This window comes from Pseudomonas sp. NPDC086112, from assembly GCF_044746425.1.
Lineage (GTDB): Bacteria > Pseudomonadota > Gammaproteobacteria > Pseudomonadales > Pseudomonadaceae > Aquipseudomonas.
In genome coordinates this window covers 99,342-112,299 of sequence record NZ_JBIVCD010000013.1, presented here as the reverse complement: position 1 = coordinate 112,299, position 12,958 = coordinate 99,342, and the positions used below count along the sequence as shown (strand labels likewise).

The 12,958-nt window shown below is 59.1% G+C and carries 12 protein-coding genes; 6 read left to right on the top strand and 6 right to left on the bottom strand.

The window, feature by feature from the left end; all coding sequences use genetic code 11:
• Position 1 precedes the first annotated feature (1 nt).
• From treC to ACIPLA_RS12320, 4 genes are all read left to right on the top strand, one after another.
• On the top strand, positions 2–1,651 hold the full coding sequence (gene treC / locus ACIPLA_RS12335; protein ID WP_401173277.1) for an alpha,alpha-phosphotrehalase: 1,650 nt from the start codon (positions 2–4) through the stop codon (positions 1,649–1,651).
• 94 nt (positions 1,652–1,745) lie between these two features.
• Complete coding sequence (locus ACIPLA_RS12330; RefSeq protein WP_401173276.1) at positions 1,746–2,969, top strand: maltoporin; 1,224 nt, start codon at positions 1,746–1,748, stop codon at positions 2,967–2,969.
• Between the two features lie 62 nt (positions 2,970–3,031).
• Positions 3,032–5,566 carry a phosphoenolpyruvate--protein phosphotransferase gene (gene ptsP, locus ACIPLA_RS12325; protein WP_218398968.1) on the top strand — a complete coding sequence of 845 codons (2,535 nt, stop codon included), beginning with the start codon at positions 3,032–3,034 and terminating at the stop codon, positions 5,564–5,566.
• A gap of 2 nt (positions 5,567–5,568) precedes the next feature.
• The gene (locus ACIPLA_RS12320; protein WP_218398969.1) at positions 5,569–5,859 is read left to right on the top strand and encodes a PTS transporter subunit EIIB; all 291 of its coding nucleotides are present in this window, start codon (positions 5,569–5,571) and stop codon (positions 5,857–5,859) included.
• Between the two features lie 273 nt (positions 5,860–6,132).
• Here the strand turns inward: ACIPLA_RS12320 and ACIPLA_RS12315 are convergent, their stop codons facing one another.
• On the bottom strand, positions 6,133–6,456 hold the full coding sequence (locus tag ACIPLA_RS12315) for a hypothetical protein (protein ID WP_218398970.1): 324 nt from the start codon (positions 6,454–6,456) through the stop codon (positions 6,133–6,135).
• An 866-nt stretch (positions 6,457–7,322) separates the two neighbouring features.
• Between ACIPLA_RS12315 and ACIPLA_RS12310 the strand changes: the two genes are divergently transcribed.
• Together ACIPLA_RS12310 and tadA are read left to right on the top strand one after the other, a co-directional pair.
• Positions 7,323–8,699 carry a multicopper oxidase family protein gene (locus ACIPLA_RS12310; protein WP_401173275.1) on the top strand — a complete coding sequence of 459 codons (1,377 nt, stop codon included), beginning with the start codon at positions 7,323–7,325 and terminating at the stop codon, positions 8,697–8,699.
• Positions 8,699–9,196 (top strand): tRNA adenosine(34) deaminase TadA, encoded by a 498-nt coding sequence (tadA, locus tag ACIPLA_RS12305; protein WP_192345563.1) that lies wholly within the window; start codon positions 8,699–8,701, stop codon positions 9,194–9,196. The genes ACIPLA_RS12310 and tadA overlap by 1 nt, the downstream gene beginning before the upstream one ends.
• Positions 9,197–9,331: 135 nt before the next feature.
• Here tadA and cmoB read toward each other — a convergent pair whose 3' ends face one another.
• The 5 genes from cmoB to ACIPLA_RS12280 all read right to left on the bottom strand — a co-directional run bounded on the left by cmoB (position 9,332) and on the right by ACIPLA_RS12280 (position 12,892).
• Positions 9,332–10,288 (bottom strand): tRNA 5-methoxyuridine(34)/uridine 5-oxyacetic acid(34) synthase CmoB, encoded by a 957-nt coding sequence (cmoB, locus tag ACIPLA_RS12300; RefSeq protein ID WP_401173274.1) that lies wholly within the window; start codon positions 10,286–10,288, stop codon positions 9,332–9,334.
• The gene (gene cmoA, locus ACIPLA_RS12295; protein WP_401173273.1) at positions 10,285–11,064 is read right to left on the bottom strand and encodes a carboxy-S-adenosyl-L-methionine synthase CmoA; all 780 of its coding nucleotides are present in this window, start codon (positions 11,062–11,064) and stop codon (positions 10,285–10,287) included. The genes cmoB and cmoA overlap by 4 nt, the downstream gene beginning before the upstream one ends.
• 163 nt (positions 11,065–11,227) lie before the next feature.
• A complete protein-coding gene (locus ACIPLA_RS12290; RefSeq protein WP_401173272.1) occupies positions 11,228–11,713 on the bottom strand; it encodes a hypothetical protein in 486 nt (161 codons plus the stop codon).
• 142 nt (positions 11,714–11,855) lie between these two features.
• Positions 11,856–12,497, bottom strand: a complete 642-nt coding sequence (locus ACIPLA_RS12285; RefSeq protein WP_401173271.1) for a lysoplasmalogenase — start codon at positions 12,495–12,497, stop codon at positions 11,856–11,858.
• A 2-nt stretch (positions 12,498–12,499) separates the two neighbouring features.
• Entirely contained in the window at positions 12,500–12,892 is a 393-nt protein-coding gene (locus tag ACIPLA_RS12280) for a protease inhibitor I42 family protein (RefSeq protein ID WP_401173270.1), read from the bottom strand.
• Positions 12,893–12,958 lie beyond the last annotated feature (66 nt).

The window sequence follows — 12,958 nt, the reverse complement described above, 5'->3', positions numbered from 1 at the left end:
CATGCAAGACTGGCAACGTTCGGTGATCTACCAGATCTACCCGAAGAGTTTTCACAGCCACGCCGGCAACCCCACGGGTGATTTGCTCGGCGTCGTGGCCAAGCTCGATTACCTGCACTGGTTGGGTGTCGATTGCCTGTGGATCACGCCGTTCCTGCGTTCGCCCCAGCGCGACAACGGTTATGACATCAGCGACTACTACGCCATCGATCCAAGCTACGGGACCATGGCCGACTGCGAGTTGCTGATCGCCGAGGCCGGCAAGCGCGGGATCAAATTGATGCTCGACATCGTGGTCAATCACACCTCGATCGAACACACCTGGTTTCAGCAGGCCCGCAGCAGCCTCGATAACCCTTACCGCGATTTCTACATCTGGCGCGACCAGCCGAACAATTGGGAATCCAAGTTCGGCGGTTCGGCCTGGGAGTACGAGGCCCAGACCGGTCAGTACTACCTGCACCTGTTCGACCACACGCAGGCCGACCTGAACTGGGACAACCCCCAGGTGCGTGCCGAAGTGTTCAAGATGATGCGTTTCTGGCGCGACAAAGGCGTGGGCGGTTTCCGTCTGGACGTGATCAACCTGATCTCCAAACCGGCGGACTTCCCCGAGGACAACAGCGACGGTCGGCGCTTCTACACCGACGGCCCGAACGTCCACGAATACCTGCAACAGATGCACCGCGAAGTGTTCGAAGGCCATGACCTGATCAACGTCGGCGAGATGTCGTCCACCAGTCTGGAACACTGCATTCGCTATTCGCGGCCGGAGTCGAAAGAGCTGTCGATGACTTTCAATTTCCATCACTTGAAAGTTGATTACCCGAACCTGCAGAAGTGGGTTCGCGCCGATTTCGACTTCCTCGCACTCAAGCGCATTCTCTCCGACTGGCAGACCGGCATGCAGGCCGGCGGCGGCTGGAACGCGCTGTTCTGGTGTAACCACGACCAGCCGCGGGTGGTCTCGCGTTTTGGCCATGACGGTGAACATCGGGTGGTGTCGGCGAAGATGCTCGGCACGGCCCTGCATTTCCTTCAGGGCACGCCGTTTGTGTATCAGGGCGAAGAACTGGGTATGACCAATCCGGGGTTCGATCACATTGATCAGTACCGCGACGTCGAAACCCTGAACATCTTCCGGCTCAAGCGCGAGGCAGGTAGCAGCGACGTCGACAACATGGCGGCGATCATGCAGAAGTCCCGGGACAATGGCCGCACGCCGATGCACTGGAGCCCCGAGCCAAATGCCGGTTTCAGCACGGTCGAACCCTGGATCGGCGTGCCGGCCAACGTGGCGCAAATTAACGTCGCCCACCAACTCGACGATCCGGATTCGGTGCTGCATCACTATCGACAGTTGATTGCGCTGCGTCGCAGTGAAACGTTGATGTCCGACGGCGTGTATCGGCAGTTATTGCCTGAGCACACACAAGTCTGGGCGTACGTGCGTGAAGGCCAGGGCGAACGTTTGCTGGTGCTGAATAACTTCTATGGCACGCCATGCGAAGTCGAGCTGCCGCCAGAAGTGATCAACGAATCGATGGTGCAATCTCTGGTCATCAGCAACTACCCGGACTGCCCGCCGCGCAATCGGCAGGTGTTTCTACGGCCCTATGAGTCGTTCGTTCTGCGCCTGACTGACCACTAAAAAACACTAATTAAAAAAACACGCAGAACACTGCGCGGGGGAGTTTTGCGCGCTGATTTTGCTGCTTCGCACAATAAAAATAATGAGGTGGTTCTTGAAAACAACAATAAATCGCAGTCTTGCAGTCGCGAGCGCGTGCCTGGCGTTACCGTTGTCGGCCCAAGCGCTGGACTTCGCCGGCTATGTGCGTAGCGGTGTCGGCACCTCGGTCAACAGCAGTTCGCAGTCATGTTTTCAATTGCCGGGTGCGCAGTCGAAATACCGCCTCGGCAACGAATGCGAACAGTATGCGGAGCTGGAGTTGCGTCAGGATCTGTTCACGCTGGACGACGGCTCGGTGCTCAGTGTCGACGGCATGGCCTCGCTGTATAACCAGTACGACCGCAGCCTGACGTTCAACGGCGACAACGGCTCGGTGCGCATGCCGCAGTTGTATGCGCAATGGTCGAACATGCCCAGCCTCAATGGCGGTTCACTGTGGGCCGGTCGGCGTTACTACAAACGGAACGATATCCATATTTCCGACTTCTACTACTGGAACCAGAGCGCCACCGGCGGCGGTATCGAAGATGTGCTGATCGGTGATCTGAAGTACAGCTACGCCTTCTCGCGCAAGGACAACCTGTACCAGAAGGACTACATCAACCGTCACGATTTCAACGTCGCCGGCTTCGATACCAATCCCGGCGGTGAGCTGGAATTCGGCCTGAGTTACATCGACAAACCCGACAGCCGCGACGCTCACCGCGGTTGGGCAATTACCACCCAGCATGTGCAGAAGGGCTTTCTGGGTGGCAAGAATAAACTGGCCTTTCAGTACGGCGAAGGCTCCGGCACCGGGTTGGGCTATACCGGTAACGTGAGGCTGGACGACAGCAGCAAAAGCTACCGGGTGGTGGAGTTCTTCGACTGGCAAGTGACGCCACGTTTCGGCGGGCAGGTCGAAGCGGTCTACCAGAAAGACATTCGCCCGGACGGCGCCGACCAGAACTGGATTTCCCTTGGGATTCGCCCGGCCTATGCGATCACCGAGCAGTTCAAACTGGTGACCGAGTTGGGTCACGATCAGGTTGAAGCCACGGGTGGGACGCGCAAGCTGAGCAAGTTCACCTTCGCCCCGACGTGGTCGCCCAAGGGCCCGGATTTCTGGGCGCGCCCCGAGGTGCGTCTGTATTACACCTATGCCAGCTGGAACGAGGCGGCCAAACGGGCGGCCAATGAACTGGCGGCGGGTTCGGCGTTGTCCGACACCGGCGCCTTCGGCACGGCGCGACACGGTTCGAACGTCGGATTGCAGGTCGAGTATTGGTGGAAATAAGCGATGCTGTCGGAGCCTCGCGCTCCATCAGCACTTCAAAGAACAAAACAGCAGGTGACGTCATGGCCACACCCCAACAATTGCAACTGCTGGCACCCTTGTCCGGCGTGCTGATGCCGCTGGATCAGGTGCCCGATCAGGTGTTTTCCAGTCGCGTGATCGGCGACGGTCTGTGCATCGATCCGACTTCGCAAACCTTGTGCGCACCGCTGGCCGGCGTGATCAGCAATGTGCAGGTCAGTGGGCATGCCGTCAGCATCACCGACGACAATGGCGTGCAGGTGCTGATGCACATCGGCCTCGATACCGTGAACCTGGCCGGCAAGGGTTTCACCCGATTGGTGGAGGAAGGTCAGCGGGTAATAGTGGGGCAGGCACTGATCGAGTTCGATGCCGATTACATCGCCTTGAACGCCCGCAGTTTGTTGACCTTGATGCTGGTGGTCAGCGGTGAGCCGTTCACCTGGCTGGCGCCCGAAACGGGTGTGGTGGAAAGTGGTCAGCCGCTGCTGAGGCTGCGTCCATCCGAAGTGGCGGCCGATGAGGGGATTGCGCAGGAGGGCGAAGCGCTGTTTTCCAAACCGGTGACGCTGCCCAACACCAACGGTTTGCATGCTCGCCCCGCAGCAGTGTTTGCCCAGGCAGCGAAAGGCTTTGCGGCGAGCATTTGCCTGCATAAACAGCAGGACAGCGCGAACGCCAAATCCCTGGTGGCGATCATGGCGTTGCAGACCGCCCATGGTGACGTCCTGCAGGTCAGCGCGGCGGGCGCGGATGCCGAAGTGGCGATCAAGACGCTGGCCGAGTTGTTGGCCGCCGGTTGTGGAGAAGCCGTGACGGTGATGGCAGAGGTTGAGACAGTTGCCGCGCAGGCCTCATCGCTAACGGTGCTGCGCGGCGTCTGTGCATCGCCGGGGTCGGCGTTTGGCCAGGTGGTGCAGATTGCCGAGCAGACCCTGGAGGTGAGCGAGTCAGGCGTCAGCCCTCAGGTTGAGCGCGAACACCTGTCCCGAGCGCTGGCCAAGGCGGTTCTGGCCTTGCAGCAGTTGCGAGACAAGGCCACGGGTGACGCCCAGGCAGACATCTTCAAGGCTCATCAGGAACTGCTCGAAGACCCTGGCCTGCTGGATCAGGCACTGGCACTGATCGATGCAGGCAAAAGCGCCGGTTTCGCCTGGCGTGCGGCCACCGAGTCGACGGCCACCTTGTTCAAAAAACTGGGCAATGCCTTGCTGGCCGAACGGGCAGCGGATTTGGCCGACGTCGGTCAACGGGTACTCAAGCTGATTCTCGGCGTAGAAGATCGTGCAATGGAGTTGCCGGACGGGGCGATTCTGATTGCCGAGCAACTGACGCCCTCCCAAACGGCTGGCCTGGATACGCGCAAGGTGCTCGGGTTCGCCACGGTCGGTGGTGGCGCCACCAGCCACGTGGCGATTCTCGCGCGGGCCTTCGGTTTGCCGGCGATCTGCGGCTTGCCGGTTCAGGTGCTGACACTGATCAATGGCACCCGGGTGTTGCTCGATGCCGACAAGGGCGAACTGCAGCTCGATCCCGAGCTGGCTGCCATTGAGCAGTTGCAAGCCAATCGTCAGCTGCAAAAGAAACGCCAACAATACGAGCTGGAAAATGCAGGACTGGCCGCCTGTACCCGAGATGGGCATCATGTTGAAATCACCGCCAATATCGCGTCCCTGGCCGAAGCCGAACAGGCCATGGCGCTGGGGGGCGAGGGCGTCGGTCTATTGCGTTCGGAGTTTCTTTATCTGGATCGCAACCACGCGCCAAGCCATGACGAACAGGCATCCATCTACAGCGCCATTGCCCGCGCATTGGGGCCAGCGCGTAACCTGGTAGTGCGCACCCTGGATGTCGGCGGTGACAAACCCTTGGCCTATGTGCCGATGGAGCGCGAAACCAACCCGTTCCTGGGCATGCGCGGGATTCGTTTGTGCCTGGAGCGTCCGCAACTGTTGCGTGATCAGTTCAAGGCGATCCTGAGCAGCGCCGGGCTGGCTCGCCTGCACATCATGCTGCCGATGGTCACGCAATTGTCGGAACTGCGGCTGGCTCGCCAACTGCTGGAAGAAGAGGCGTTGGCATTGGGCCTGACTGAACTGCCGAAACTGGGGATCATGATCGAAGTACCCGCTGCGGCGCTGATGGCTGACCTGTTTGCGTCCGAAGTGGATTTCTTCTCCATCGGCACCAACGACCTGACCCAGTACACCCTGGCCATGGACCGTGATCACCCACGGCTGGCCAGTCAGGCTGACAGTTTTCATCCCTCGGTATTGCGCTTGATCGCCACCACCGTGAAAGCCGCCCATGCCCATGGCAAATGGGTCGGGGTGTGCGGCGCCCTGGCTTCGGAAAAACTGGCGGTGCCGCTGTTGCTGGGGCTTGGGGTGGATGAGTTGTCGGTGAGCGTGCCGTTGATTCCAGCGATCAAAGCGGCGGTTCGCGAAGTGGACCTGCTGGACTGCCAAGCCATCGCCCAGCAAGTGCTGGGGCTGGAGAGTGCCGAGCAAGTGCGCGAGGCATTGCGGCTGCACCATGAGGCGACGGTCGATACTTCACTGATTCTGGAGAACTGAGCATGTTCGAGAAAATGCAGCGGGCGTTCTGGAAAGCGTTGACGCCGGACCTGGTAGTGGATGAGCCGAAAGTGGAGGCTCAGCCGGTTGGCGGTTTGGCCGCGAATATCGTCGCCGCGCTTGGCGGAATGGATAATCTCAAATCGCAACAGCCAGTGGCGCTGACCCGTGTGCGGGTGGAATTGCGGGATGTGGCGCGGATGGACCGGCAGGCTTTGACGGTGGCAGGGGTGCCGGGGGTGATGATGCTGGAGGATGGAGTGGTTCATCTGATCGCCGGTCTGCAGCCATAACCGGACCTTTGTGGTGAGGGGGCTTGTCGGACCGCCGCATCGCCCCGCTGGGTCGCAACGCGGCCCCTCTTCCGACGCAGCCCCCGTAGGAGCTGCCGAAGGCTGCGATCTTTTGATCTTGCCCTTGTGGCGAGGGGGCTCGCCCCCGTTCGACTGCGCAGCAGTCGCCAAACCAAACACCGCGGTATGTCTGACAAAACCGGATTGCTGGTTTTGGGGCTGCTGCGCAACCCAACGGGGGCAAGCCCCCTCGCCACAAAAAGCCGCGCGACGCTACTCCGAAGGCCGAGCCCGCAACCGCCGCCCAATCACATCCAGCACATCACAGCCATCGCGCAACGGAATGGCGCAAAGCAAGGCAAAGTCGCTGAGAATGAAGGATTCGCACTCGACTGAACCGCGCATCGACATGTTCTCAAGCACCTGAGTGACGGCACGAATTCGATAGCCGGCAGCGTCATACAAAACATCGAGCGGCGCGTGGGTATCGACGAATAGGGTCGGCATGTCGGTGCAGTTGCCGGTGAGTGCCATGAAGCGGTTGTCGGGGTGGGGAATTGGGTTTTCGTAGGGTGGATCGGGGTGAAGACTTTTCATTTTTAAACCTCTGGTAGAAGTGGAGCTACCATCGGCCTTCCTACAGGCTTGGGTGGCAGCTATACGCGGGGTAGGAATATCGAGACCAGAGAACTCGACCACACCGAAGCGTGCCCGCGCACAGCCGCCGCAACTGATCTTACGGACACATGTTGATGGCCGCAATTCAGGTGTCGACGCCAAAGCGTCCTCTCTAGTCTTGAAGGGTTCCTACACCCTGCCACTGAATTTTCAGTGACCACCAGAGACTATCGATGGAACGCATTTCACACCAGTTCATGGAAACCGCTACGAGTTGAAGGAAACTTCCGATGACCTTGCCCAGAAATTTCACCGTCCTGTAAGACTGCCTTCGCGGGCAAGCCTCGCTCCTACGGAATCGAGGCAGACCGCTAAATATGAGAACGACTTTAATCCTGTAGGAGCGAGGCTTGCCCGCGATTGAGCGCGAAGCGGTCATAAAATCTATCTGCCTCAGAGATAACAGGCCTTACCTGGCGCAGAAAATAAGGCGCGGGGACTTTGCGGGGGATCGAGCAGGAAAGAAGTCGGGAAAGGTGGAAATGGATGTAGGGCGATTCGCTGATTGGCGGCGACTAAGTCACGTTCAGCGAAGCGGCCCTAAATTCTGTAATCGCATTGCATCAGGCACATCGCGCGAGCCCCAGAAGATCGCAGCCTTCGGCAGCTCCTACAGGGTGTACGCCGATCAAATGTGAGCTGCCGAAGGCTGCGATCTTTTAAAGGGTTCACCACCGGCTGTGACCATCCGCCGCGCTGCCCTTACTGTTTCTCAACCGCAGGTGTATCGTATTCGCCTTTTGCAGGCTCCGCGCCTGTGGCTGATACGTGAGGTAGTTGAGTTCATGTCCTTTACCCGTCGACAAATACTCGGTGGTCTGGCCGGTCTTGTGGTGGTTGGCGTGGGGGCTGGTGGCGCGTCGCGTTACTGGCTGGGCAAAATGGCCGATGCAGACGCCGGCCATGACTACGAGCTGATCGCCGCACCACTGGACGTCGAACTGGTGGCCGGGCACAAGACCCCGGCCTGGGCGTTTGGCCCGTCGGCGCCGGGCACCGAGTTGCGTGTTCGTCAGGGCGAATGGTTGCGGGTGCGCTTCATCAACCATTTGCCAGTCGCCACCACCATCCACTGGCACGGCATCCGCCTGCCGCTGGAAATGGACGGCGTGCCGTACGTCTCGCAATTGCCGGTGCTGCCGGGCGAGTACTTCGACTACAAATTCCGCGTGCCCGACGCCGGTAGCTACTGGTATCACCCGCACGTGAACAGCAGCGAAGAACTCGGTCGCGGATTGGTCGGCCCGCTGATCATTGAAGAGCGCGAGCCCACCGGTTTCAAATACGAAAAGACCTTGAGCCTCAAGAGCTGGCACGTCGATGAAGAGGGCGCTTTCGTCGCGTTCAGCATTCCTCGCGAAGCGGCCCGTGGCGGCACGGCGGGGGGCTTGTCGACCATCAATGGCGTCTCGCAAGCGGTGATCGACTTGCCTGCCGGGCAGATCACTCGCGTACGGTTGCTCAACCTCGACAATACGCTGACGTACCGCCTCAACATCCCCGGCGTCGAAGCGCAGATCTATGCGCTGGATGGCAATCCCATCGAACCACGCCCATTGGGCAAGGAATACTGGCTGGGGCCTGGCATGCGCATTTGCCTGGCGATCAAGGCACCGCCGGCCGGTGAAGAATTGTCCCTGCGCAACGGCCCGGTACGCCTGGGCACCTTTCGCTCAGTGGCCAATACCGACGCGCCGACTGCGTGGCCGCCGGCGCTGCCCGCCAACCCGGTGGCCGAGCCGGACCTGGCCAATGCCGAGAAACTCAACTTCAATTTTGAATGGGTGGGCTCGGTGTCGGTCAACGTCGACAATGGCAAGCCGCCCAGCCTGTGGCAGATCAACGGCAAGGCTTGGGACATCACCGACAAGACCTGTGCCGATCGACCGATTGCCAAGCTCGAAAAGGGCAAAAGCTATATTTTTGAATTGAAGAACATGACTCAGTATCAACATCCGATCCACCTGCATGGCATGAGCTTCAAGGTCATTGCCTCGAACCGGCACAAGGTCATCCCGTACTTCACCGACACCTACCTGTTGGGCAAGAACGAGCGTGCGCAAGTGGCGTTGGTGGCGGATAACCCTGGGGTCTGGATGTTCCATTGCCATGTGGTCGACCACATGGAAACCGGCCTGATGGCCGCCATCGAGGTGGCGTGATGCGTCAGATTCGCCCCGCAGCGATTATCGACCGCAGCCGTGATCGTGATTTCATGCGCGAAGCCCTGGCCCTGGCCGCTCAAGGCGCGGCGCTGGGTGAAGTGCCGGTGGGCGCGGTGCTGGTGCAGGACGGTGAAATCATCGGGCGCGGTTTCAATTGCCCGATCAGCGGCAACGACCCCAGCGCCCACGCCGAGATGGTCGCGATTCGCGCCGCGGCCCAGGCCGCCAGCAACTATCGCCTGCCGGGCAGTACGCTCTACGTGACCCTGGAGCCGTGCAGCATGTGCGCCGGGCTGATCGTGCACTCGCGGATTGCGCGAGTGGTGTATGGCGCGCTGGAACCCAAGGCCGGGATTGTACAGAGCCAGGGGCAGTTTTTTACCCAGGGCTTTTTGAATCACCGGGTGTTGTATGAGGGCGGGGTGTTGGCGGAGGAGTGTGGCGCGGTGTTGAGCGATTTTTTCAAGGCCAGAAGAGCCAAGCCAGCAGACTAAAACACCAATCCAGTGTGGGAGCGGGCTTGCTCGCGAATGCGGTGGGTCAGTCAACATCTGTGTTGAATGTTAGTCCGTATTCGCGAGCAAGCCCGCTCCCACATTTTGATCTCCATGGTGAGGGAGATCGGTGTTTTACTTGCGGGCGACGATGACGGCGCGCATCGGCGCCGGTAGCCCTTCGATGGTTTTGCTGTGATCCTGCGGATCAAGGAAATCGCTCAACGACTGATACTTCATCCACTCCGTCCCGCGTTGTTCCTCGACCGTGGTCACGCTCACATCCACGCAACGCACATCGCTGAAGCCTGCGCGGCGCAGCCACAGTTCCAGTGCCGGCACCGATGGCAGGAACCACACGTTACGCATCTGCGCATAACGGTCTTCCGGCACCAGCACCTGCTGTTGATCGCCTTCGATCACCAGCGTTTCCAGCACCAGTTCACCGCCCTTGACCAGGCAATCCTTCAGCGCCAGCAAATGCTCGATCGGCGAGCGGCGGTGGTAGAACACGCCCATGGAAAACACGGTGTCGAAGCCTTCCAGGTTGGGAGGGAGATCCTCAAAGGGAAACGGCAAGTGCCAGGCATTGGGCTCTGACAGGTAACGCCGCACGGCCTGGAACTGGCAGAAGAACAGCCAGTTCGGGTCAACACCAATCACGCTGTCGGCCCCGGCGCCGAGCATGCGCCACATGTAATAACCGTTGCCGCAACCGACATCGAGGATGCGTTTGCCTTTCAAATCCAGATGTGGCGCGACTCGCGACCATTTCCAGTCCGAGCGCCATTCGGTGTCGACATGCACGCCGAACAAGTCGAACGGGCCTTTGCGCCAGGGCGATAAACCCATCAGTGCGGTGCGCATTTGTGCGCGGGTCTCAACGTCGCAATCGGTGTCCAGTTTCAGGCCGTTCAACAAATCGACTTCGCTCGGCTGAATCTTCGGCAGCGCGTCCAGCGCGCTCTGCCAACGTTCCAGGTCGCCGTGACCTTTTTCCATTTTCTTGTCGAGTTGTGCTTGCAGAGTGTTGGCCCATTCGGCCAGCGGAGTACCGGCCAGGCGGCGGGCGAGGGGGGACAGATCAATCATGGCAAGGCAATCAACGAGGCAAAGTTAAGACACTGGAACCATGGCACGACTTTCGAGAACCCGGCGGCCAGCAGGCGTTCGCGGTGTTCTTCGAGGCTGTCGGGCTTCATGACGTTTTCGATGGCGCTGCGCTTCTGGGCGATTTCCAGTTCGCTGTAGCCGTTGGCGCGTTTGAAGGCTACATGCAGGTCGGTGAGCAGCGCGTGTTCTTCGGGGTCGTTGAAGCGCAGCTTCTCCGAGAGAATCAGCGCGCCACCGGGCAACAACGATTGGTGAATGCGTGAGAGCAGCGCGGTGCGCTGGTCCGGGGCAATGAATTGCAGGGTGAAGTTCAGCGCCACCACCGAAGCTGGCTGGAATTCCAGGGCAAGGATATCGCCCTCGATCACTTCCACCGGCAGCAACTCCTGGAACATCGAGTCCTGGCCGTTGAGGTACTCACGGCAACGCTCGACCATGGCTGCGGAGTTATCCACAGCGATGACGCGGCAGCCGTCGGTGCGCACGTGACGGCGCAGGGCCTGGGTTACTGCGCCCAACGACGAGCCCAGGTCGTAGAGCACGCTGTTGGGCTGGGCGAACTGCGCGGCAAGCACGCCGAGGTTTTCCACGATGGTCGGATAACCCGGCACCGAGCGCTTGATCATGTCCGGGAACACCCGCACCACGTCCTCGTTAAAGGCGAAGTCAGGCACCTGGGCCAAAGGCTGGGCGAAAAGACGATCGGATTCTTTGCTCACGGCGGTTCCAGCGGCATGGGTGGAAAAGGCTGGCATTTTAGCCAAATTGACGGGGGGATGCGCGGGTTGTCTGATAAAGCGTGGGGAAGGCGTGGCGGGAGTTCTATTTTGCGAAAGTCAGGGAGCAGAGCAAAGAAATGAGGCGCTGACTGGTAAGTGAATGGCCAAACCCCGAAAACGAGGTTTGGCCATTGATGGTTTAGCGTGGCTCCATCAATACGATATAAGTAGATTTTCCGGAAATCTTGAGTTCTTTATTTCTCTCGTTTACGCCTTTAAACTCAAATCCGATCTGATAATGCAGTTTTTCTCCGGTATTTTCGATTGCCTCTACGGTAAAGGATCCACTTTGGGGTTTATATTCGAAAGATGTAGTGAAGCCCGGGATGGTTCCCGTTTCAAAGTAGTATGCTTCAAAAGGGAAGTTGGCGTCCGCGACTGAATAGGTGCCGGACGTTATGTTTTTATCAAATACAAGCACTAGCCCTTTTTTACTTCTGTGCGAATAGTCTTGAGTATTAGCCCGACTAACCAAGGCGATCAAACTGCTGCTCGGATCGGCCTCAAATTCAACGATTTGGGTCTCGAGATCTACGCGATTGGAAACTGTGGCCACAGTTTTCGCGCTGACGGTAATAATGGGTTCTACACCAGCAATAGCATTTTGGCTTTTAAAAAAACTCATGATGTTCTTCCTTGGATAATATTCGTGGTGGGGTGAAGCCACTTAAATATTAAGTAGATGGAAAGAACTCGACTACTGTCAGATCTGACAGGTTTTTATCACTTTTTGAAATAAGCAAGCGATTCTCTGTAATGGTTTTCGTTTAATTGTTATTTGTTTTACTGGTAAACGCTGATGCGGCGATACCCCACTGCCCCAGCCAATAGCTGAGAATGATCACGTATGGCGCGGCGGCAAATGGTGATACGAAACGGTTAATGCCAATCACGCTGTCAGAAAACACAAACGCCAGCGCGCCCGCTGCCGCCAGCAGCGCCGAGCGTTTGGGCACGTCGGTGCCGAGTCGGGCCAGGGCGCGCCAGAGCATCGCGCTGATGGCCAGGCCATAAACGATTACCGGGACCAGTAACGGACCCAAGCCATTGGAAATCAGAATCCCCAGCAGTACCGCGCCGACGCTCAACGCGAGGATCAACGGCAACAGCGCCAGACGCCGGCAATCGCTCAAATAAGCCTTCAGATACGCCAGATGCGCGACCAAAAACGCCCCAAGGCCAAACACGAACAAATCCCCCGGCCATGCCAGCAACACGTCGCCGATCAGGGAGAAAATCAAACCCAGGCTGATCCAGCGCCGATAGTCACTGGGCGGCGCGTCGTGCAACCAGCCGAGCAGGGCCAGCACCGGCAACGGTTTGACCAGCAAGCACAGCAGCGCGGCATGCACGCTCAGGCCGTACAGAAAGGTCACCGCGCCCATCAGCGCCAGAATCAGCCAACCCACGATCAGTTAACCGCGATGGCGCAGTCGAAGGTTTTCACCGCCGGTACTTCGGGTGCCCATGGTTGTGAGTAAGTCAGTCGCAAGCGACCCGTGCCGGCGGCAAAGGCCTGGAAGCGCCAAGTCGAAACTCCCGCGCTGCCGACGATCCCGGCGTCTTCCGGGTTGCTGTAAACCTCGGGGCTGAGCGCACGCAACACGCCACCGGCCGAATCCTGGATCGTCCAGCGGTAACCCGTAGTCGGGTTGCTGGGCAGGGTCAGGATCAGGTTTTGCCCGTTGTTCAGTTGCACCGGGCATTCGCTTTGTTTTTCCACGGTTACGTTGTGTTTCGGTTGCGTGGCGCAAGCGCTCAGCAGGGCAAGGGCGAGCGGGATAAACAGGCGGGTGGGGGACATTAGTCAGCGGCTCCGGCATTCACGACGAACGGCGAGCATAACTGAAGATGAGACAAAGTGTGACAA

Bases quoted from the DNA above. Each gene is read 5' to 3' on its own strand.
- ptsP (WP_218398968.1), top strand. From the start codon at position 3,032: ATGGCCACACCCCAACAATTGCAACTGCTGGCACCCTTGTCCGGCGTG.
- ACIPLA_RS12290 (WP_401173272.1), bottom strand. From the start codon at position 11,713: ATGAGTTTTTTTAAAAGCCAAAATGCTATTGCTGGTGTAGAACCCATT.
- tadA (WP_192345563.1), top strand. From the start codon at position 8,699: ATGCGTCAGATTCGCCCCGCAGCGATTATCGACCGCAGCCGTGATCGT.
- ACIPLA_RS12320 (WP_218398969.1), top strand. From the start codon at position 5,569: ATGTTCGAGAAAATGCAGCGGGCGTTCTGGAAAGCGTTGACGCCGGAC.
- ACIPLA_RS12280 (WP_401173270.1), bottom strand. From the start codon at position 12,892: ATGTCCCCCACCCGCCTGTTTATCCCGCTCGCCCTTGCCCTGCTGAGC.
- cmoB (WP_401173274.1), bottom strand. From the start codon at position 10,288: ATGATTGATCTGTCCCCCCTCGCCCGCCGCCTGGCCGGTACTCCGCTG.
- ACIPLA_RS12310 (WP_401173275.1), top strand. From the start codon at position 7,323: ATGTCCTTTACCCGTCGACAAATACTCGGTGGTCTGGCCGGTCTTGTG.
- cmoA (WP_401173273.1), bottom strand. From the start codon at position 11,064: ATGCCAGCCTTTTCCACCCATGCCGCTGGAACCGCCGTGAGCAAAGAA.
- ACIPLA_RS12315 (WP_218398970.1), bottom strand. From the start codon at position 6,456: ATGAAAAGTCTTCACCCCGATCCACCCTACGAAAACCCAATTCCCCAC.
- treC (WP_401173277.1), top strand. From the start codon at position 2: ATGCAAGACTGGCAACGTTCGGTGATCTACCAGATCTACCCGAAGAGT.